This window comes from Chryseobacterium gleum, assembly GCF_900636535.1.
In the GTDB taxonomy this organism is placed as follows: Bacteria; Bacteroidota; Bacteroidia; order Flavobacteriales; family Weeksellaceae; genus Chryseobacterium; species Chryseobacterium gleum.
In genome coordinates, this window is the sequence record NZ_LR134289.1 from 1,267,748 (window position 1) to 1,289,790 (window position 22,043).

Here is a 22,043-nt window from a genome sequence, read left to right on the forward strand (position 1 = left end):
TTTAAGTTTATTTAAAATGAACATCTGTTTTTTTTCCGGAATAATCCACTGTTTTCTGTTGGCCATCAGGAAGAATCAGGTTAAAACTCCTTGTCTCAATCATTCCTTTGTATTTGCCTTTCCGGTCACCTATCGTTAGTGTTTTTGATTTTTCGTTCCAGTGAAAAGGTATTTCTGTATAGAATCCTTTTTCGTAATTATAGTTATCGAATTCATCTTCATATACAATGAAATCGGTATCGCTTCCCGGATAAACTTTTATGGTAAGATGATCCCATTTTTTCTCCGTTGCATATTGAATATCGGGACCCAACGGAATGATGCTTCCTGCTTTTACATACAAAGGAATAGTCTGAAGATTAACAGATTTCTGAATTTCCTTTCCTCCTTTGTGTTTTTCATTGGTCCAGAAGTCGAACCAATCTGTTCCTTCCGGGAGATAAACTTTAACGGTTTTATTTTGGGTAAAATCTATGTTGGAAACTGAATTTTCCTTGTTGCCATCAGTTTTATTCCAGCCTTCATTTTCATCGGTTTTAACTACTTTTTCAGGAGTATATTGAGCATTGAGAACCGGCGCCACCAGCAATGATTTTCCAAAAAGATATTCATTATTCATATCCCATGTTTTTTTGTCTGAAGGAAAATCCATGGAAAGGGCCCTCATAAAGCTGGATCCGTTTTTTGAAACATCATGGGAAACAGAATAGATATAAGGTAACATACTGTAACGCAGCCTGATGAATTTTTCTATCGCATCATACACAATGTCTCCTTTATTCCCAAACTGATAAATTTCCCTCGCAACATCGGTTCCATGCGAGCGCATCATTGGTGTAAAGGTTCCATACTGCAGCCATCGGACATACAGTTCCTGGAACATTGGATTTTTTGAACCTCCATTTCTTTTATAAACACCGGCAAAGAAACCTCCGATGTCAGAGTTGAAATTCGGATTTCCTGTAAGACTGAAATTCAATCCTGCCGGTACCTGTTTGCGCAATGTTTCCCAGGAAGAATTGACATCTCCGGACCAGGTGTTGGCTGCATATCGCTGCTGGCCTGCAAAAGCTGACCTTGTTAAAATAAAAACCCTTTTATCACCAGTGGTTTCACGCTGATGATCGTAAACACCGCCTACTGTCATCAGAGGATACGCATTTCTTACTTTTCTGAATGAGCCAAGATAGGTCTTAGTGTCCAGGTCTTCCGCTTTCTGGCTGAGATGATCAGGTTCTGTTGAATCCATCCACCAGGAATCTACTCCCAGACTGAAAATGCCTTTGTTCAGGTATTTCCAGTATATATTTCTGGCTTCAGGATTGTACGCATCATAAACACGGACACCGGAAGGATAATTCATATCCGGAGGCCAGACATCACGGCCTGATTCAGGCCATGTACTGATATTGAAAAGCATACCCTTTGGATCCATTTCACGGTACTGTCTGGTCATTGGTCCGAATGACGACCAGATGGAAACTGAAAGATGGGCATTCATATCATGGATATCCTGTACCATTTTTTTAGCATCCGGAAAGTCGGGACTGATGAAGTCCATGGCATTCCACTGATAATTGTTTCCCCAATATTGCCAATCCTGTATGATTCCGTCCAGAGGAACTTTCAGATCACGGTATTTTTTAACAACGTTCACCAGTTCATCCTGGCTTTTGTAACGTTCTTTGCTTTGCCAGTAGCCATATGTCCATAAAGGAAGCATGGGCACATTTCCTGTAAGATCACGCATTCCGGCAACGACTCCATCGGCGTTTTTACCGTAGATAAAGTAATAATCTATACCATCTCCCACTTCTGATGAAAAGGATGTTTTCTGAGGTGTATCCGTAAATTGTGTGGGTGAATAGTTATCCCAAAAAACACCATATCCTTTCACAGACTGAAAAAAAGGCACAAAATCCCAGGTATTATTCTGAATCATTTTTACATCGGTATTCCGCTGGGACATTTTTTCATTTTGCAGAATTCCCAGACCGTAGATCGGCTCGTCCTTTTCAAGCTGAAAATCCTGTCTTACAGAATAAGTCTGCGTTCCGGCATCATTAAATGGTTTGAAATTATTTGCGGTTTCTTTCAAAAGCTCTTTTCCGGATGGCAATGCATAAGTGATCACTCCATTTTTAGTATTAATGGAAAGCAGGAGGTCATTTGTTTTCAATGAAATAACATTATTTTTTTCTGAAACTGAGAATCTGATTTTCTGTTCCTGTTTAATGACCGACAAACTATTTTTGACAAATGATCTGCCTGCAGGATATTTAATAATCCTAACCGTATTTTCTCCATAAAATTTCACTTCAACATTCATATGATCAGCAGAAAACTTCAATCCTGAATCTGTTTTCTGATAAGACTGTGCACTGACATTTACCATTCCGGAAAACATGATAACCGTAACGATGGAAGTCTTTATGTTCATCTTTGTAAAGCTCATTCTATTTCAGATTTGAAAACATTATTTAAAAAGTACCTGGGCAAACTGATGCAGACTATTTCTCCAAACCGGCCATGTGTGACCTCCCGGATAATCTGTGTACGTATATTTAATTCCGCTTTTATCCAGTTCTTTCAGCATTTTCTGACCGTTTTCATAAGCAATATCATCTTTTCCACCCATTGAAATCCAGAAATTTCTGATGTTGGATGAAAAAGCAGATCTATTTTCATTTAAAAATTGGTACTGTTTATCAGCAACATCCTGAAGCATCGGCAACATGTATCCTGAGCTGAAAACTCCCAAACCAGAAAACATATCTGAATTCTGAATTCCGGCATACAGCGTATAAATCCCACCCATAGAAAGTCCTGCCAACGCACGGTTTTCTTTACCTTTTTTTATCCTGTAATTAGATTCGGCAAACGGAATGATGGATTCCTTCAGCTCTTTTTCAAACATCTGAAGATTGCGCTCTCCAAAGTTCCGGATTCCGCCCTGTCCGATATTGGCGTCCGGCATAATGATGATCATTTTTTTTGCCTTTCCTTCTGCGATCAGATTATCCAGAATCAGATTGGTTTTGCCCTGGTTGGCCCAGCCGCTTTCATCCTCACCTCCGCCATGTAAAATATACAGTGCAGGATAAGATTCAGCAGGATTCTGGTCGTAACCCGGTGGCGTGTAAATAAAAACTCTTCTCCAGGAATTGGTGACTTTGGAATAGAAATTTTTAATACGGATATCTCCATGAGGAACGTCTTTTAACGCATAGAAATCATCTCCTTCGAAAGGAATATCGATTCCACTGGCATACCTTCCCATTCCGTAGAATGTTTCGCTGGAGGGGTCTGCAACTGCAACCCCGTCAATCAGAAGTGAATAATAATGGAAGCTTCCGCTTTGCGGATCAGTTGTACCTGTCCAGAAGCCGTCAGTATCTTTTTTCAGGTCATATTTTTTCCCTAAATCGATCTGAACTTTCTGTGCTTCCGGTGCCTTCACTTTGAACATCACCCTTCCGTCAGGAAGGATTTGAGGATACTGGGCATTTCTGATATTGGTTGCTGCAGGAGTTCCCAAAACGGTAAATCCTTCAAACTTGGTTTTATCAACAGGCTTAAACAGCAGCTGTGAAAAGATGTATAAATCATTTTTCCAAACCTTAAAATCGTGACCGCCTGGTTCTATATAAAAGATATGAGGAATTTTATTTTTTCTCAGATAATCGCTGGTTCTCTTGCTGAAAGGCATCAGCCCGTCTGCATCACCACAGGAAATAAAGATCAGCTTCAGCTTTAGCGCATCCTGTGGATTGGGTAAAAGCTTATTGGGCTCTTTTGTATTGGGTGCAGAAGAAAATGCGCCGAGCCAGGCAAACTTATCAATGTTTCCGAAAGCAAAATTCTGTGTCTGTCCGCCTCCCATTGACAGTCCTGCCAAAGCACGGTTTTCACGGTCTTTTTTAACCGGATATTTTTTCTCTACAAACGGAATCAGGTCATTCAGTAAATCTTTTTCAAAAGTTGCAAAAGCTTCCACTTTATCCGGAGCCATTATATTTCCCGTCGCCCTGTCATCCTTCATCGCACGGCCGTTGGGAAGTACAACAATCATCGGCTGAAGTTTTCCCTGTGTATACAGATTATCGAGAATAATATTGGGTTTTCCCTGGTTGAACCATTCTTTTTCATCCCCGCCAATTCCGTGAAGAAGATAAAGAACGGGATATTTTTCACTTTTTTTGAATCCCGGCGGTGTATAAATCAAAGCTCTTCTTGTTGTTCCAACGGTTTTCGATTGGTATTGAATCGTGTCAATTTTCCCGTGGGAAACAGCAGCGTTTTCCACATCGAAACCCTGCGGTGCCTGTTGATCAAAAGTTTGTGCGGAAACGAACATTCCCGACAAAACAAGTCCTAAAGCCAATATAACCGATTTATTCATGATTTTTATTTGTATTTTTCACACTTATTATTTCAGATAAAAAAATAATAGGTATATTTTACTTACTGTTTACAACAGACTTTTATCTGCATTTGATTTTATTTTCCAGCTTCACTGACTCTGAAAAAATCCACATCTACGAAGCCTCCGGTATTTTTAGTGGCATAATTGAAAACTGCGAATTTCGATCCCATAAAAAATCTACGATAATCAAAGATCATTTTGTAATCTTTTGCCATTTCCGTCCAGTTCTTTTGATCAGTACTGTAATAAAAGTCTGCAAGATCTTTCCCGAGGTTAAAATCAGCATCAATACGGAGAAAAACCTTATCCGAATTGAGAGGAATTCGTTTTTTTTCTTCTTTTTTAACCCCTGTAATGGCTTTTGTTTTATTGTCCAGGCTCACTTCGTTGGTTGAAAAAACAATGAATTTTTCTCCACCTTCCTTCACTACTGACAAAATCCCGGAATCCCCGTTGAAGGCACTGAAACCTGCTACATCTCCATCTTTCATTCCTGTAAGATCCATGGCGACAACTGCTGAAGAAGCCGGACCTTCCATTCTCTGGGTCAAAGTGTTGGGTGCCGCATACAGATTGTCTACTACCCTGCTGGTTTTCAGTCTCAGAAAGCCTTTTCTTTCAGATAAAGACCACGCTTCATTCACCGGATTATGATTCCATTGCCACTGGATTTTCATTGTTTTACCAGAGAATTTATCGCTTTCCACCAAATGATTTTTGGGTTTGAACGGCGGAAGCGGAACTTCTCCTTTCAAAGGAACTCTTCCGTTATCTCCCAATACCGGCCAATCATTTTCCCATTGAACAGGCAACAGCAGCGGAACACGTCCAACCCCGTTTCTGTCCTGGAAAATAAGGGAATACCAGTTTCCGTTTTTATCATCTATCAAAGCGCCCTGCCCTGCATAGGAAAATCCTAAGAAATTATCTTCCAGGATTACTTTTTTCTCGTAAGGACCTGTCACTTTATCTGCCCTGTAGACGACCTGGCGGCGTTTCCCGTTTCTTGGCCAGGATATCATCATCATATAATATTTCCCGTTTCTTTTGATGATCTGATTACCTTCCAGAAGCCCGGTTTCCGAATCATCTTTCTGAAATACCTCAGTTCCATCCGGATTTCCGATCACTTCTTTAAAATCAGAACTCAGTTCAAAAACTTTGTTGGAAGTGAAAACATAAATCCTGTCATGATCATCAAAAAACAGTGAAGCATCATGGAAATGCCGTGTTCTGGTGATGAGTTTCCATTTTCCTTTTTCGGGATCATCAGTCACATAGAAATAAGATTTGAAAGGTTCATCATTCGGAGAGAATAAAACATAGTATTTCCCTTTATGATAGCGGATTGAAGAAGCCCATTGGCCTCTGCCGTAAACGGTTCCGTTCAATAAATCGTATTTTGAGTTGTCATTCAAAGTATCGAAAACATAACCAGACATTTCCCAATGTACCAGATCCCTGGAATGCATTACCGGAGCTCCGGGCATCAGATGCATGGTGGTACTGATCAGGTAAAAATCATTTCCGTTTCTGGTAATGGATAGATCCGGTGCATCTGCCCAGATGATGGGATTGGTAAATGCAGTACTCTGTTTTCCGGAAGGATTTACCTGGGCTGAAAGAAGATTCAGCCCGATAAATCCCAATAAAGAAACTATATAAGATTTTTTGATTTTCACGTTTTTGATATTTTGGTTCGATTTGATTCTTTTCAGTCTTAAAAGGAAACACTTCGACAAGCTCAGTGTGACATTGCCAATACTAACTTAATTCGGTACAATATCATTGGAAGAGGTGCTGTACAGCCCGATAAGGCTTCCTGTAAAGCCTCCCGCTACATCGGTAGAAAGTATATCTCCTGAAACCGGCCCGCCAAGATTTTTATAATTCCTGCCATCCAGTGAATAATTAAAGTTATGTTCATCTTTATCGGCAACAACCTGCAGTTTAACCGGTTTGGATAATGAAATTTTTTCGCTTGCAATCAATTTTGACTGTCCTTTTTCTGTTCTTTCCAATACGATGTAGAAATCTTTATCTTTTTTGGTAATTCCGAAAACGTAATTGAATGTTTCGCTTTGGTAGAGGGTAATTCCAGCCAATTCTTTTTCCGATTTTGGTTTATAATCTAAGGTTACAGAAGTTTCAAAATCTTCGTGCTGTAATCTGTGGAACAAAGATGAAATCGGAGCCAACGCTTTGATATTGGTGGCAAAAGGATTTACTTTCACACCGTTTTTTGTAACCGTAATAAAGCTTTCACGCGGTCCGCGCATCGCAATCCATCGGAAATCAAGATTTTTATCGTTTAATTTATCGTTATAGGTAAAGTTGCCGTTCGGGAAAAATCCGGTTTGCCCGGTTTGATTCTGAACACCTTGTGGCATTTTCAATTTTGGTTTCATCGGAACCAGGCCATTTTGGAATACAGGATACGTTCCGCTCCAGTCAACTGGAAGGATAAATGTTTCACGGCCTTTGTTAACACGGTTATTGACATTTGGACGAATTGCTAAAAATACGCCATACCATTGTCCGTTAGGACCTTCCACCAAATCTGCGTGACCTGCCCAATCCACTTTTTCTTTTCGGTCTCTCGGAAAATATCTTTGCGTAAGAATTGGATTATTTTTAGCGGGAACAAATGGTCCTTTCGGAGAATCTGCCATAAAAATCACTTCGCTATGGTTGCCTCCCGTTCCGCCTTCTGCACACATCAGGTAATATTTACCGTTCTTTTTGTAAATATGGGGACCTTCAATCCAGATCGGTTTTTGGGAAAGGTCAACCCCACCGTTTACGATAATCTTATCCGAGCCTGCAACTACCTGGTCTTTTTCAAGGTCGTAATCCCACATTTTAATAACGCGGTGACCTTGATACTGCTCGGTTCCTTGTGGAGGAGCATCATTGTGAACAATGTAAGCTTTTCCATCATCATCAAAGAAAATAGAAGGATCAATACCTTCGAAATTCAGTTTCTGAACTTCGCTCCATCCTTTTGCAGGATCTTTGGTTTTTACAACCATATTTCCGATACCGCCCGCAAACTGTGTAGTAATCATATAAAAAGTATCGTTGTGCTTATTGTATTTGATATCCGGTGCATAAATTCCATGCGAAACGCCCGAATTTTCAACTTTAAGCTGTGAAGGCCTGTCCAAAACGTGCCCCACCTGTTTCCAGTTTACCAGATCTTTAGACGTGAAGATCGGAACGCCCGGGAACATTGAGAAAGAAGAGTTTACCAGGTAATAATCGTCACCTTTTTTGGTGATGCTTGGATCGGGGTAACAGCCCTGTAAAATCGGGGAATAGAACTCGCCCGGTTTAAGAGGGTTGTCATTATATATTTTATCGTTTCCACGGTAGTTGAAGTCGGAAAAAGTCTGTGCAGAGAGGTTACTGATGGAAAGTAAAGCCGCCACTGCGATGACATTGGTTTTATTTCTTAAAAAAACAGGATTCATTAGACTCTTTTTCATATATAGATTTTTTAGTTTTTATTGTAAGTAGATTTAGTTTCAGATTGTCTTTCAGAGCTTTTATCACTCCATTTTAATGTATACAACTTTCCTGCTTCAGTCGGAAAATCATAGATAAGATCAGTTTTAATTTCAACAGGATTCAATCTTGCTTTGTCAGAAATTAGTGGTTTTGGAGTTTCCGGAATTTCAAAAAAAGGATTCGGGTTTTTACCTTCTGCATTTTTCAGTTTTGTGTTTCCGGAAAGTTTCATTTCGTTCGGAAGTCTTATTCTGCAGTTTCCTCCCAATCCGGATTTTATGGTCATTTCTTTAGCTTGATTATTTTCCCAGCTCACACTGACTTCAAAGCCTCCATACGCTTTCAGCCCTGAAATGCTGCCGCTTTTCCACTCATCAGGAAGTGTTGGAAGAATGTCTATAAAACCATTTTGAGTCTGCAGAAGCATTTCGGTAATCCCGGAAGTACAGCCGAAATTTCCATCAATCTGGAATGGCGGATGGGCATCGAAAAGATTCGGATACGTTCCGCCTTTGCTGCCCCAACCGTCTTTTTCTACCAGTGTTAACTGATCTTTGATTAATTTATTGGCGTGATTTCCATCTAATAATTTAGCCCAAAGATTGACTTTCCAGCCCATTGACCAGCCTGTGGATACATCACCACGGTGAATAAGCACAGTTCTGGAGGCGTCCAGCAATTCCGGTGTGGTAAAGGGACTGATCTGGTTGGAAGGAAATAATCCATATAGATGCGAAACATGTCTGTGGTTATCTTTAGGATCGTCCAGGTCTTCCATCCATTCCTGCAATTGTCCGTAACTTCCGATTTTCATCGGCGGTAATTTTGAAATAATAGTGTTCCAGACCTGAATTTTATCTGAATCTGTATTGAGAATCTGTGCTGCCTTTTTTGTTTTGGTGAACAAGTCGAACATCAACTGATTATCCATTGTATTTCCCGCTGCCAGAGCACTTCCCTGGTGTCCCTGCGGAATATTTTCGGGTGACATTGACGGGCTTGCTACCAACCAGTGATGCGCAGGCTCTTCAATCAGGAAGTCTTCATAGAACTGTGCTGCAGATTTCAGAACAGGATAAATAGTTCGCAGATAGTGTTCGTCTCCGCTGTATAAATATTTTTCCCACAAATGCTGTGAAAGCCAGGCTCCGCCCATCGGCCACATTCCGGCATTGGCAAAATCCACTACCCCTGTTATTCTCCAGATATCGGTGTTATGATGTGCTACCCAGCCACGGCTGTTGTACATTGTTTTTGCCGTTTCTTTTCCTGTTTCGCTCAAATCTTTTATCATCTGAATCAATGGTTCATGCATTTCAGAAAGATTGGTCTTTTCAGCCGGCCAGTAATTCATTTCCGTATTAATGTTAATCGTATACTTGCTGTCCCAGGCCGGTTTATTGGAATTGTTCCAGATCCCCTGCAGATTGGCAGGCTGGCCACCCGGCTGAGAGGAAGAAATCAGGAGATAACGCCCGAACTGATAATACAATGAAATGAGTTCCGGGTCATAACCCGTTGCAAAATTTTTAATCCGGACATCTGTAGGATTTTTTGCTGCTTCGGAAGTTCCTAAATTCAGATCTACCCTTTTGAAATAGTTCTGATAAGCATTCAGATGGTTTTGAACTAAAGTTTTGAAACTTTTATTTGCTGCTGCTTCAATATACTTTCTGGCTTTTGCAACTTCGTCTGTATTTAAATTTTTGTAGTCTGTAAAATTGGTCGCAATGGAAATTAGAATCATGACCTCATGAGCATTGCTTACTGAAATTCCTTCCTCTGAGGTTTGAGTTTTCCCACCTTTGGTAATAAATTTTGCCAGTGCATTGAATTTCACCTGGCCCGGAATGCCGTCTAATGTGGAAGAAATCCCATCCATCTGTAAAGTATTGGCATCAATAGCTTTAACGTTCTTTTTAAGCTCACTATTGAATTTCGCTGTAAAGTTCAGTGCATTTTTGTGATCTGAACTCAATTTAATGACGATTACATGGTCTGGAATTGAGGCAAAAACTTCTCTTTTAAAATAAATGCCACCAGAGGTAAATGTAGTGGTTGCTATTGCTTTTTCAATGTCCAGTTCTCTGTAATAATTTCTGATCTCTTTAAGGTTATTCAGATCCAGTGTAAAATCACCAATATTCTGAAATGCCGAACCGTGAACTGTTTTAGCTGTTAATCCCTTATCCGCAAGAATTTGGGCTCTTTTATAGTTTCCATGAAATAAATAATAGCGGATTGAATCCAGAACTTTTGGAGCATCCGGATTATCATTCCGGGAAGGACCTCCAGACCAGAATGTCCCTTCATTCAGCTGAAGCTTTTCCTGATAAGGGTCTCCATAAACCATCGCTGCCATATTTCCGTTTCCTACCGGTAGAGCTTCCACCCATTGTTTTGCGGGTTTATCATACCACAGCTTATACTTTCCTCCTTTCTGGGCAAAGGAAAATATACTGATCAGAAGACCTATGGTGATGTAAAGCCCGGATTTCATTTTTATTTTTTAAATTTCAAACTATATTATTGTTATACTAAACTGTTTTCTTTCTGTTAATCAACGAAATGAGTCCCCAGGCTGCAACATATGAAATTCCTGCAATAAAGAAAATAATATTGTAACCGCCATTGACGTTTCCTGCCTTTTTGAATGTGTCCAAAACAATCCCGATGAACAACGGAAAAATAATTCCTGCCGCTGAACCGAGCATTCCGCCGAAACCAATAACAGAACTTACATAGCTGTTTGGTAACTGATCTCCGACCGTGGTCATAAGATTGGCTCCCCATCCCTGGTGTGCGGCTGTTGCAAAAGCAATGATAATCGTAATCATCCACATATTATCTACATATTTTGAGAACATGACCGGAACTACCATCAAAGCAAACAGTAACATCGTAATACTTCTGGCTCTTCCGATGGCCCAGCCTTTTTTGATCAGAAATGATGAGAGATATCCTCCACCGATACTTCCGATCGTGGTTCCGCTGTAGATAATAATTAATGGAAGCGATGGTTTTGTTAAATCCATTTTGAATACATCCGAAAAATACGCCGGCAGCCAGAACATGAAGAAATACCAGATAGGATCAGTTAAAATTTTACCAATGGCAAATGACCAAGTTACTTTATATTTCAGTAATTCCGATAAAGGAATTTTGGTTTTTTCCTCTGCTTTTTCAGCCTGATCACTTTTTATGTACTGCAATTCTTCCTTGCTGAGATTTTTTGTTTTTTCCGGTACGGCATAGAATTTCCACCAAAGGACAATCCAAACCATACCCAAAGCGCCGATCCAGACAAAAGTCTGCCTCCACCCGTAATGTCCGAGAATGAACGGAACCAATAGCGGTGCTAAAATAGCTCCCACCGTTGCTCCTGAGTTAAAAATTCCCGTTGCCAGTGCTCTTTCTTTTTTCGGAAACCATTCAGCGACAGACTTGATGGCAGCAGGGAAATTTCCTGCTTCACTTATTCCCAACGTGCTTCTCGCAATGATAAACCCGATGGTACTTTTTACAAGACCATGTCCTATCGACGCCAAACTCCATACAATAAGGGAAGCCGCATACCCGATTTTGGTTCCTACCCTGTCTATAAACCTTCCCATCGCCATGTAACCGATGGCATATGTCGTGGTAAAGGCCATAACGATATAGCTGTAATCTTTTTCATCCCAGCTAAATTCTTTTTCCAGTACAGGTTTCAGTAAACCCATTACCTGACGGTCAAGATAATTGATCGTAGTGGCGAGAAAGACAAGGGACAGCATCCACCATCTTATATTGCGGTTTTGAGGAGCCTGCATTTAATTATGATTAAGTTGTTGTAATAAATTCTGTGTTTTCTGGGTCAATTCTTCTTCATTACAATCTTTTCCAATAAGGGAACTTCCCAACCCTGCTGCTATGGCACCTCCATTGAGCCATTCTCTGATATCTTCAGTTTCAGCATGGATTCCTCCGGTTGGCATAAAATTCATTCCCGGAAAAACAGGCTGTACCGATTTGATGTAGTTCTTTCCTAAAGCATCAGCCGGAAATATTTTAACCAGTGTTAACCCATTCTGATGCGCGATATTGATATCGGAAGGGGTAAAGCAGCCCGGAATCAGAAGTATATTTTTTTCGAGAGCATGGTTTACCAATGCCTCATTGATAACAGGTGTAATGATAAAATCTGATTTTACGTTAGCATAATCATCCATTTCCTGTATATTTTTTACCGTCCCGATTCCTAACAGAAGATCAGGAAATTCTGTATGGGAAATTTCTTTCAGCTTAGTGAAATTTTCCAGTGCCTGATGGCCGCGGTTAGTATATTCTATCACACGGATTCCTGCTTCGTATAAAGCTTTTATGATATTTTTTGAGACTTCAAACGATTCGTTATAAAACAACGGAACAATTTTCTGGTCTTTTATTTTTTGTACTATTTCATTCATAATGTTTCGATATTAATGCTTTCATCAATGGTATCTCCCTTTACAAAAAGCTTTTTAAAAGCAACTTTTGTAGCATCTTCCAGAACCTGCTGTTCAGGATTTCCTTTTAAAATTCCATGAATCAAAGCGGCCATGAAAGAATCACCGCTTCCTACTCTTTCTTTAATGGTATCTGAATTATATTTTTCTGAAATCAAAAGCTGTTCATCAGCAAATAAGGTGGCAAAGTAATTCACCTGTTCCCCGTTTGTAAAGCGGAAAGTATTCGCAATTTTTTCTACCTCCGGGAATTGTCTTCTGATTTCCAATGCTGTTTTTTCAGCCTGTTTCAGAAGGTTTTCATCATCGAAATTTCCGTTAAGTTCATATTCAACAGGAATATCCAGGAACTGCTCCACAGACCAGATATTTCCCATGAGAACATTCACAAAAGGCATCAGCTCTTTAATTTTGTGAGGATTCTGGTTTTGCCAAAGCAACGCTCTATAATTCAGGTCGAGTGAAACCGTGATATTTCTTGTTCTGGCTTCTTTCATGATTTGCAGACATTTGCGGAATGCATTGTCACTCAAAGCCGGCGTAATGGTGCTGATATGCAGCCATTTTACTCCTGAAAATATCTCATCATCACTGAAATTTTCAAAATCCGACTGGGTAAAAACAGACGGAAATCGGTCGTAAACCACTGAAGCATTCTGCATATCGCCATCGGAAGAAAGATAAAATGTTCCTATTCTCCCCTTGTTTTTTTCTGCAAGGACTTCTATTCCTTTATTTTTAAGCTGAGATTCCAGCTGGTTTGCTACAAAATTATCCGGTAAGGCTGATAACAGTTTCACAGAATTCTTCCACTGGGAAAGTGCTGCTGCTACATTGTATTCAGCACCACCAACATACATCTTCAGAGACTGTTCATTGAGCCAGTTTCCTTCGGAATCCGGGGCAAAATGGAGAAGCAGTTCCCCGAAACATAGTATTTTAGCTGAATCCTGCATGGTATTAGATTTCAAAATAATTTTTTGTATTGTGATAACAGATATCCTGAATGATCTTTCCTACCCATTTTTCATCATCGGGCAGCAGACCTCTTTCCATTTCACTTCCGAACAGATTGCACAAAAGTCTTCTGAAATAATCGTGTCTTGAGAATGACAGCAGGCTTCGGGAATCAGTCAACATTCCGACAAAAGTGCTGATCAGACCGATATTGGAAAGCGTATTCATCTGTTTTGTCATCCCATCTAGCTGATCAAGAAACCACCAGGCTGCTCCAAACTGTACTTTGGATTTGATACCTCCTTCGTTGAAGTTTCCGGCAAGAGATGCAAGAACTTCGTTAAATGCTGGATTCAGATTGTAAATAATGGTTTTAGCCAGTTTTCCTTCTGAATTCAATGCATCCAATAAAATGCTCAACCTCTGTGCATAATAGGGTTCTCCAATGGCATCATATCCTGCATTGGCACCTATTTTTCTGAACATTTCTGAATTGTTGTTTCGGGTTGCTCCTACATGAAACTGCTGTACCCAGTCTTTTTCTGCATACATTTTGCAAAGCTCTTTCAGCAAATAGCCGCATAATGCATCCGGATCGGAAAATGTTGAGAGATTGCCCTTCAGGAATTCAGAAAACTCTTTTTCAAGGCTATGATTCCATTTTGTGATATCCGGAAAATATTCAAAGCCGTGGTCAGCTACTTTTGCTCCTGCTTCCACAAAATAATTGATTCTTCCCTGAAGTGCGTTCAGAAGATCAGAGACTGATGTGATTGAAAATCCGCATACTTTTTCAAGCTTTTTAATTCCTGAAAGATACTGTTCAGGATTAATCATATTGATATAGGCATCAGGGCGGAAAGCCGGAAGAACAGCTGTGTTAAACCCACTGTTTTTTAAAGCCTTGTGATGAGCCAGATCATCAGCAGGATCATCTGTAGTACATAAGGCTTCTACTTTAAAATTTTCAATAATGGATTGTGGCAAAAAACCAGGTGTCTGCAGACTTTCATTCATCTGATGATACACGGTATCTGCATTATTGGATGATAAATATTCGCTGATTCCAAAAGGATTTTTGAGTTCCAGATGCGTCCAGTGAAACAAGGGATTGCGAAGAGTATAAGGCACCACTTCGGCCCATTTCATGAATTTTTCATAATCTGAAGCATTTCCGGAAATAAACTGTTCATCAATGCCAAAATTTCTCATGGCTCTCCATTTGTAATGGTCACCATCCAGCCAGATAGCATTTGGGGAACGGAAATTCTGATTAGCAGAAATAACATCCGGCTCAAGATGATTATGGTAATCAATAACCGGCATGTCTTTGGCATAACCGAAATACAGATTTTCTGCTTTTGCCGATTCAAGCAGAAACAGTTTTCCGAAAACATCTTTATTTTTAATGGAATTACTCATTATTTATTTTTACAATCCTGGATTTAATTAACTTGTTTAAGCTCTGCAAAACCACAAAAGTCACAAAAGCTTTGTTTTTAGAACACTTCAATTATGCTTATGCAGAAAAGTTCACATAAGATGAAAATCAAAGATTTTCACAACACTTGGTGTCTACATTTAAAAACAGAACCCTTAATGAAACCACTAAGGTCCTGTTTGATGATATGAAGAAATTAGTTTTTATACTCCGCTGAATGCGCTGAAGCCTCCGTCAACAGGAATCAGTGCTCCTGTAATAAAACTTGCGGCATCTGAACACAGAAACTGTACAACTCCGTTCAGTTCTTCTACTTCTCCAAATCTCTGCATGGGTGTTTTCGCCATTACTTTTTTACTTCTCTCCGTTAAGCTTCCATCCGGATTCAACAGAATAGCACGGTTCTGATCTCCAATAAAAAAACCTGGTGCCACTGCATTTACCCGTATCTTATCTCCGAATTTCAATGCAAGGTCAGAGGCCAGCCATTGGGTAAAATTGGTAATTGCTGATTTGGCGGCAGAATATCCGGCCACTCTTGTAATCGCTGAATAAGCAGCCATGGAAGAAATATTAATAATGTTGCCGCTTCCCTGCTCAGCCATTACTTTTCCGAAAACATAGCTCGGGTAAACGGTTCCGTTGATATTAAGATCGGTAACTTCTGCCCATCCTTTCATATCCATATCGAAAAATGACTGTTCGGGTGATAAGGTTGCTGACGGAATATTTCCACCGGCTATATTGAGCAGAACATCAATGCTGCCATATTTTTCTTTTATTTTTTCTACGGCAGCTTTAAGGCTTTCAATATCCATCACATTGGCTTCTACAGCAAGTGCATCCCCGCCCAAATCTGTAAGCTCTTTTACACGTGCATCCAGTGTTTCCTGGTTTCTTCCCAGAGCCACAACTTTGGCACCGGCCTCTATAAAACTTTTGGCAAGGCTACCTCCCAAAACACCCGAAGCCCCTGTGATGACTGCTACTTTGTTTTCAATACTAAACAGGTCTTTCATTTTACTTTTTATTATTTATTACAAACGCAGTTTAATTTTTCTGTAATTCCGACTGTACTGCGGCCATTACTCCTTCAATCTGGCCCAATGCCAGCATTCTTCCTAAAAATGAATAGCCGGGATTATATCCTTTGTCAATATCTTCTGTTAAAAGTCTTCCGTGATCAATTCTCATAGGAAGATCAGAATTTTCTTTTTCGAATACACGGATTACTTCGATGAGCCTTCCTCTTCCTCCCAGATGATGAGCCTCGATGAAGTCACCATTTTCAAAGACATTTGTACTTCTCAGGTGAACGAATTTGGTACGATGAGCAAATTTTTGCGCAAGCTTTGGAACATCATTCTGAAGGTTGGCGCTTAAAGATCCGGCACAGAAAGTCAATCCGTTGTGAGGGTTATCAACAGCTTTCAGAAGCCAGTCAATATCTTCTTCATTGGTCACTATTCTTGGTAAGCCCAGTAATGAAAACGGCGGATCATCAGGATGTACGCACATCTGGATATTCCATTTTTCACAGACAGGCATTATTTTTTCAAGGAAATATTTCATATTCTGACGTAGTTGATGTTTATCGATACCATCATACAATGCCAGTAAACTTTTAAACTTTTCTACAGGATTCAATTCACCTTCTTTGATATTTCCGTTCACGAATCCCTGTGTTTTTACAATAACAGAATCTATCAGGTCATTGTTATCTTTCTCCGTTAATGTATTTTTTAATTCTTCTACCTTCTGAAGAATCTCCGGGTTATAGTCGTTTTCTGCCCCCTTTCTTTGAAGGATATAAATTTCGAAGTACGCAAACTTGGCTTTGTCAAAATAAAGTGATGAAGAACCGTCTTCCCATTCGTGAAAAAGATCGGTGCGCGCCCAGTCGAGAACGGGCATAAAGTTGTAGCAAACTGTTGTAACTCCTGCTTTACCCAGATTTTCAAGGCTCGTGATATAATTTTCTATTAAAGAGTCACGGTCTTCCCCTCCGTATTTGATCGCTTCACTCACAGGAAGACTTTCAACAACAGACCAGCGAAGTCCGTGGCTTTCTATATAGTTTTTATAATCATTGATGGCCTCCAAATTCCAGATTTCTCCGTTTGGGATATCATGCAGTGCAGAAACAATTCCTTCTACTCCTATTTGACGGAGCGTGCTCAGCTGTATTTTGTCTTTTTTCCAAACCAACGCCAGGTTTTTTCCATAATGTATAGTTTTAATTCAGATAAACAAAGCAGGTGTTCTCACACCTACTCTGTTGCTGATATGAATGTAGAATGAAATTAATTGTATCCGGGATTCTGATATTTTGCCTTTATATCTGCCGATACTTCCATCGCATCAATCTGACTCTGAGGAATTGGTCTCAGATAGTGAAAAGGTTTGATCGTTCTTGTTACCGTCTGCGGAGAGTGATCTCCATAAGAGGCTCCTCCGATCTGATAGGTAGCCGCATAATCTCCCCACTTCTGTGTACGTACCAGATCATACCATCTGTAGAATTCTCCGTAATATTCACGGGATCTCTCCGCAAGGATATAATCAATGGTAATTACGGCAGGTGTGGCCGCTGTCATCGCAGCGCTATTATCTGCTACATAAGCGGTATTCTGGGCATTATTAAACTTCCACTTTCCGGCACGGGCACGGATCACATTGATAAGGTCTTTGGCTGTCATAGATCCTGCGGCACCTTTTACGGCTGCTTCTGCGGCAATAAAATAGAATTCTGAGAATTTGGCAACGCTGAAAGGACGGGTTAATCCGGCATTCGGATATCCTAAACCGTTTGGATCATCGGTACGGTAAGTTCCTATTTTCCATAATCCAGGATATACAATTCTGCTGATTCCGTTCGGTGCAATAACCCAGTCTGCTCTTCCCGGAAGGGTTCCTGCTCCTACACCGCTTTGTCCGGATCCTGTAGGGTAAGAAGGCATCTGGCTGTCATCATTCAGGAAGCTTAAGATAGCTCCTCCCGGCTGTACAGGTAAATTATTGGCGTTATACAGTACAGGAACCGTTGTAAGGCCTGTTCCATTCTTGTTCCAGTTTCCTCTGTACGTGGTTACAAAAGTTCCATCATAACGGGAATCGTTGGTTTTATCTGCAAAAGTATTTTTAATAACCCCTAAAGTAGGACACATACGAACCCAAGGACGTCCCAGTGACTGTGCTGCTTCTCTCTGTACTGAACTTACTACGTCTGCTCCAACCCATGCTGTTGTTTTACTACTTTTGATGGCAGTATAGTTCCAGGTCTGCATCCATGCGGCAAAATTGTCCGGAGCCCAGCCTGAACCAAATCCTACAGGGTCGCTTTCGTTATAATAAGTACTTGACTGTGTATGGTCTGCATAAAGCATGGATTCGGTATTCCTGTCATTTGAACCTACATTGACATCATAGAAGGTAGGCTGAAGCGCGTAAGGTCCGGGATTGTTGATTCCTTCCATAGCGATATCATAAGCCTGCTGGAAATACCACTGGGCATTGTGTCCGTCAGGATCAGTTCTTGCCACTTCGGGATAAGTTGGAATGCCGTTTGGATTCTGCAGCCACCATCCATAAGTAAGGTAAGCTTTGGCAAGCATCAGTCTTGCTACATTTTTAGTTACCCCTCCGGTTACCCTTGGTGAGGCAGGCAGGTTTTCTATTGCTTTTTTAAGGTCAGCAAAAACTGTTTTTGTGTATACTTCCGGCACCGTATTTCTTGCTGAAGAGGTGGAAGGTAAAGTATTATATTTCAATTCTCCTGCTCCTAAATCCAGAGGAACTCCTCCATAGGTCTGAACGAGCATGAAGTAATAAAATCCACGGAAGAAACGGGCTTCAGAGATCATAGATTCTGCAATTCCGAATCCTGGTCCTTTTTCAATAATTCCGTTGGCAGTATTGATATACGGGAATACAGAGTTCCAGACCATACTTGTAGGAAAAGTATTGGAATTGATAATCCCGTTTCCGGACATATCTAATTCCTTAAAGTTACCGTCCGCACTTTGTGCCCAGGTAGATTCGTCTGTTCCGTTCTGACAATTGCTCATAAAGTAGCCATTGCCATACAGTAATCTCATCTGTCTGTATAAAGCTGTAAATCCCTGATTAACCCCGTCCGGTGTGTTAAAATAGTCAGCTGTATAGATTGCTCTTGGCTGCTCATCAAGAATTTCATTACAACCTGTAAATGTTAAGGATAAAAAGATTGCTCCTAATAGCAGTTTTTTGTTAAAATTTATCATGACAGTACAGTTTTAAAAGGTTAAGTTAAGTCCCATTAAGTAATTTCTTGTGGAAGGGTTGTTAGCTCCTATAACAAGCTGACGGTTTGGATATCCGCTTACTGCCTGGTTTTCATTTCCGAAAGAGTTTGGTTCCGGATCCATTCCTGAGAACTTATGATAAGGAGAGAATAAGACTACAGGATTGGTTACGGTGAAGTAAATTCTTAAGCTGGTAATTTTCAGATCCTTTAAAAAATCTTTATTAACATTATAGCCTAATGTAATGGTACGAAGCTTAAGGTAAGAAGCATCAAACATCGCTAAAGTAGAAGAATACTTCGGATTGTCACCACTCAAATGACGTCCCGGACGCGGAAAATAAGCTCCTGTATTATCTTCTGTCCAGTAATCCACATCCACGTTGTTCCCTCTTCCCGTTAATCTGTTAAGATAACTTGCAGATCCGTAAATAGTACTTACCAGGATTCCTCCGTGCTGGAAAGCTCCTACTGTACTTAGTTCAAAATTCTTGTAGGCAAAACGCATATTAAATCCTCCCTGGAATTTCGGAGCGGTATCAAAAATCTGTCTGTCATCCGGTCCTATTGCTCTTACCGGAGTTCCGTCGGCATTATAGCCTCCGGTGTAAAGAACCTTGATAGATCCTACCACATCATCAGCAGTTCCCGGCTCCAGAATGCTCTGATACGGGTCACCAGCCTGCCAAAGACCGATGTATTGATAATCATACAATGAATTAATATTATGCCCTACGAACCATAAGTTATTGATATCACGTGGTGTTCCGGATGCAAGCGATAAAATTTTGTTTTTATTGGTGTAAAAATTAACTCCTGCTTCCCATGTAAACCCATCCGGGTTATCAAAAATAACTCCGTTCAAGGAAATTTCCACCCCTTTATTTTCTGTTTCTGCCACATTGGAAACAATGGATGCCCAACCGCTTGATGGAGGAAGGCTTTTCTGTGTCAACAGGTCATAAGTATGGGTTTTGTAATACTCCACACTTCCCGTAAGGCGGTTGTTCAGGATTCCGAAATCTACCCCGTAGTTTTGTGTTTTTGAATATTCCCATCCTAAATTCGGGTTTGGCGGCTGGCTTCCGTAAATCCCTGTACTTCCTGCAAGTCCATAATTATAAGGAGCGACATTAAATCTTCCCATTGTAGTGTAAGGATCTACTGCCTGATTGGAGGTCTGCCCCCATCCTGCTCTGAATTTAAGGAGATTAATGGCTTTGATATTCTGCATGAAGGATTCGTTGGTAACATTCCATCCCAATGATAATGCAGGATATGTATGCCATTTGTTACCCGGTGCCAGTCTGGAAGATCCGTCGGCACGAAGTGTTGCTGTAAGCATATACTTGTTATCATAGGTATACATGATTCTTCCCATAGCAGAAAGCAACCCGGTTTTCGAATACACCTGGTCTTCAGGTCTTACCGTAATGTCTGCCTGAGGCGACTGTCCCAGGTTATAATACTGGAAAAAGTCTGCAGGGACATTTTTTGCACTCATGTATGAGCTTGTATATTTATTCTGTTCCGCGGAGTATAATGCTACAGCGTTGATCTTATGTTTTCCGAATGTACGGTCGTACGTCAGGAGGTTTTCCAATACCCAGTGATAAGTCTGGTTATTCCCTTTTCCTGCCGCTGACGGCCCCAGAGGGTTTGTATTGAAGACTCCCACACCACTGTAGTTTCCGCTGTTTGAGGTACGGAAATCCAACCCTACATTTAACCTGTATTTTAATCCTTTGATGGGAAGGCTGGCTTCTCCGTAAAGGTTATTATAGGATGCAAAAGCTTTGGTTTCATCAATATATTTGTCTGCCAGGCTCTCCAAGCTTTTTCTGGTATAAATCCATGTCTGATCAATACCTCCTGCGGTGCTCATTACTCTTTTCGGGCTTCCGTCCGCATTGTAAGGATCGGCAATAGGAGAATATCCCAGAACTGCACCCGGGTTTACTCCGTTTCCTTCCGAAACCGAATAGTTTGTATTGGTTGTAAAACCAAACTTAAAGACAGATCCTACCTGCTGGTCAATGGCCATTCTCAGAGCAAATCTTTCATAACTCTGAACAGGAATTAATGCATTTTGTTTAAAATAGGATAATCCTACATTGTAATTTCCACCTTCTGTTCCTCCTGAAACCCCTACATCATGGCTGGTCATCATCGCCGGCTTATAAAACAGGCTTTGCCAGTCCGTATTGACACTGTTATTTTCATCAGCTCCGTTTGAATACAAAGGGGTTGTATTTCCTGCAGGAATGGCATAAGCACGCAGCTTTGCAAACTGAGGTCCATCCATCATCGGATATTTTGAAAATAAAGTCTGAACTCCTGTAAAGGTGTTATAGGTAAATTTAGGTTTCTGCCCTTTTGCTCCTCTGTTGGTGGTGACGAGAATAACACCGTTTGCTCCTCTTGACCCGTAGATGGCTGTAGCGGAGGCATCTTTCAGGATGTCAATACTTTTGATATCACTTGAGCTTATGTCTCCCAGCGATCCCACGAAAGGAATACCATCCAGTACGATCAACGGGTTATTATCTCCTGTCAGCGATCTTGTTCCCCTGATACGGATCTGCATGGCAGCACCCGGCTTAGTGGAACTTTGAGAGATATCTACCCCTGCCGTTCTTCCCTGTAATGCCTGGGTAATGTTGGCAGAGGGTACTTCACGCAGGGCATCTCCTTTTACAGTGGCTACAGAGCCTGTTACAGCTTCTTTTCTCTGGGTTCCATATCCTATCACAACAACTTCATCTATTTTATTTTCTTTAGCTACTGTATCTTTCTTAACCTGTGAATATGCTATGCCGGAAGGCAATAAAGTCATTGCAAAGAATAATGCGGCTCTATTGCTTTTATTGAAATAAAATCGGTTCATAATTATTATTTTAGTATTAGTTGTTGAATAAAAGGCTCTTTAATAATTATTGT

General features: G+C 40.6%; 13 protein-coding genes. All 13 read right to left on the minus strand.

Annotation, left to right across the window (positions count from 1 at the left end; translation table 11 throughout):
- Window positions 1-7: 7 nt before the first annotated feature.
- Window positions 8-2,455: a glycoside hydrolase family 31 protein gene (locus EL165_RS05835; RefSeq protein ID WP_002978720.1), complete on the minus strand. Its 2,448-nt coding sequence runs from the start codon at window positions 2,453-2,455 to the stop codon at window positions 8-10.
- A gap of 21 nt (window positions 2,456-2,476) precedes the next feature.
- Entirely contained in the window at window positions 2,477-4,402 is a 1,926-nt protein-coding gene (locus EL165_RS05840; RefSeq protein ID WP_002978718.1) for an alpha/beta hydrolase-fold protein, read from the minus strand.
- A 98-nt stretch (window positions 4,403-4,500) separates the two neighbouring features.
- Window positions 4,501-6,108 (minus strand): glycoside hydrolase family 43 protein, encoded by a 1,608-nt coding sequence (locus tag EL165_RS05845; RefSeq protein ID WP_002978717.1) that lies wholly within the window; start codon window positions 6,106-6,108, stop codon window positions 4,501-4,503.
- Between the two features lie 87 nt (window positions 6,109-6,195).
- Window positions 6,196-7,914, minus strand: a complete 1,719-nt coding sequence (locus EL165_RS05850; protein ID WP_002978715.1) for a glycoside hydrolase family 43 protein — start codon at window positions 7,912-7,914, stop codon at window positions 6,196-6,198.
- Between the two features lie 11 nt (window positions 7,915-7,925).
- Entirely contained in the window at window positions 7,926-10,436 is a 2,511-nt protein-coding gene (locus EL165_RS05855) for a glycoside hydrolase family 95 protein (RefSeq protein WP_002978713.1), read from the minus strand.
- A 37-nt stretch (window positions 10,437-10,473) separates the two neighbouring features.
- Window positions 10,474-11,748 carry an MFS transporter gene (locus EL165_RS05860; RefSeq protein WP_002978711.1) on the minus strand — a complete coding sequence of 425 codons (1,275 nt, stop codon included), beginning with the start codon at window positions 11,746-11,748 and terminating at the stop codon, window positions 10,474-10,476.
- Window positions 11,749-12,384, minus strand: coding sequence for a bifunctional 4-hydroxy-2-oxoglutarate aldolase/2-dehydro-3-deoxy-phosphogluconate aldolase (locus EL165_RS05865; RefSeq protein ID WP_002978710.1), 636 nt, complete (start codon window positions 12,382-12,384; stop codon window positions 11,749-11,751). It abuts the gene before it with no gap.
- Window positions 12,381-13,379 carry a sugar kinase gene (locus tag EL165_RS05870; protein WP_002978708.1) on the minus strand — a complete coding sequence of 333 codons (999 nt, stop codon included), beginning with the start codon at window positions 13,377-13,379 and terminating at the stop codon, window positions 12,381-12,383. The genes EL165_RS05865 and EL165_RS05870 overlap by 4 nt, the downstream gene beginning before the upstream one ends.
- A 4-nt stretch (window positions 13,380-13,383) precedes the next feature.
- Complete coding sequence (gene uxaC, locus EL165_RS05875; RefSeq protein ID WP_002978707.1) at window positions 13,384-14,802, minus strand: glucuronate isomerase; 1,419 nt, start codon at window positions 14,800-14,802, stop codon at window positions 13,384-13,386.
- A 222-nt stretch (window positions 14,803-15,024) separates the two neighbouring features.
- Window positions 15,025-15,840 carry an SDR family oxidoreductase gene (locus tag EL165_RS05880; RefSeq protein ID WP_002978706.1) on the minus strand — a complete coding sequence of 272 codons (816 nt, stop codon included), beginning with the start codon at window positions 15,838-15,840 and terminating at the stop codon, window positions 15,025-15,027.
- 31 nt (window positions 15,841-15,871) lie between these two features.
- Window positions 15,872-17,029 (minus strand): mannonate dehydratase, encoded by a 1,158-nt coding sequence (gene uxuA / locus EL165_RS05885; RefSeq protein ID WP_232529166.1) that lies wholly within the window; start codon window positions 17,027-17,029, stop codon window positions 15,872-15,874.
- Between the two features lie 95 nt (window positions 17,030-17,124).
- On the minus strand, window positions 17,125-19,083 hold the full coding sequence (locus EL165_RS05890) for a RagB/SusD family nutrient uptake outer membrane protein (protein ID WP_002978704.1): 1,959 nt from the start codon (window positions 19,081-19,083) through the stop codon (window positions 17,125-17,127).
- A 12-nt stretch (window positions 19,084-19,095) separates the two neighbouring features.
- Window positions 19,096-21,990: a SusC/RagA family TonB-linked outer membrane protein gene (locus tag EL165_RS05895; protein ID WP_002978703.1), complete on the minus strand. Its 2,895-nt coding sequence runs from the start codon at window positions 21,988-21,990 to the stop codon at window positions 19,096-19,098.
- Window positions 21,991-22,043: the final 53 nt, after the last annotated feature.

Coding starts and splice junctions, on each gene's coding strand:
- EL165_RS05835 (WP_002978720.1), bottom strand. CDS start 2,455: ATGAGCTTTACAAAGATGAACATAAAGACTTCCATCGTTACGGTTATC.
- EL165_RS05840 (WP_002978718.1), bottom strand. CDS start 4,402: ATGAATAAATCGGTTATATTGGCTTTAGGACTTGTTTTGTCGGGAATG.
- EL165_RS05850 (WP_002978715.1), bottom strand. CDS start 7,914: ATGAAAAAGAGTCTAATGAATCCTGTTTTTTTAAGAAATAAAACCAAT.
- EL165_RS05855 (WP_002978713.1), bottom strand. CDS start 10,436: ATGAAATCCGGGCTTTACATCACCATAGGTCTTCTGATCAGTATATTT.
- EL165_RS05860 (WP_002978711.1), bottom strand. CDS start 11,748: ATGCAGGCTCCTCAAAACCGCAATATAAGATGGTGGATGCTGTCCCTT.
- EL165_RS05865 (WP_002978710.1), bottom strand. CDS start 12,384: ATGAATGAAATAGTACAAAAAATAAAAGACCAGAAAATTGTTCCGTTG.
- EL165_RS05870 (WP_002978708.1), bottom strand. CDS start 13,379: ATGCAGGATTCAGCTAAAATACTATGTTTCGGGGAACTGCTTCTCCAT.
- uxaC (WP_002978707.1), bottom strand. CDS start 14,802: ATGAGTAATTCCATTAAAAATAAAGATGTTTTCGGAAAACTGTTTCTG.
- EL165_RS05880 (WP_002978706.1), bottom strand. CDS start 15,840: ATGAAAGACCTGTTTAGTATTGAAAACAAAGTAGCAGTCATCACAGGG.
- EL165_RS05890 (WP_002978704.1), bottom strand. CDS start 19,083: ATGATAAATTTTAACAAAAAACTGCTATTAGGAGCAATCTTTTTATCC.
- EL165_RS05895 (WP_002978703.1), bottom strand. CDS start 21,990: ATGAACCGATTTTATTTCAATAAAAGCAATAGAGCCGCATTATTCTTT.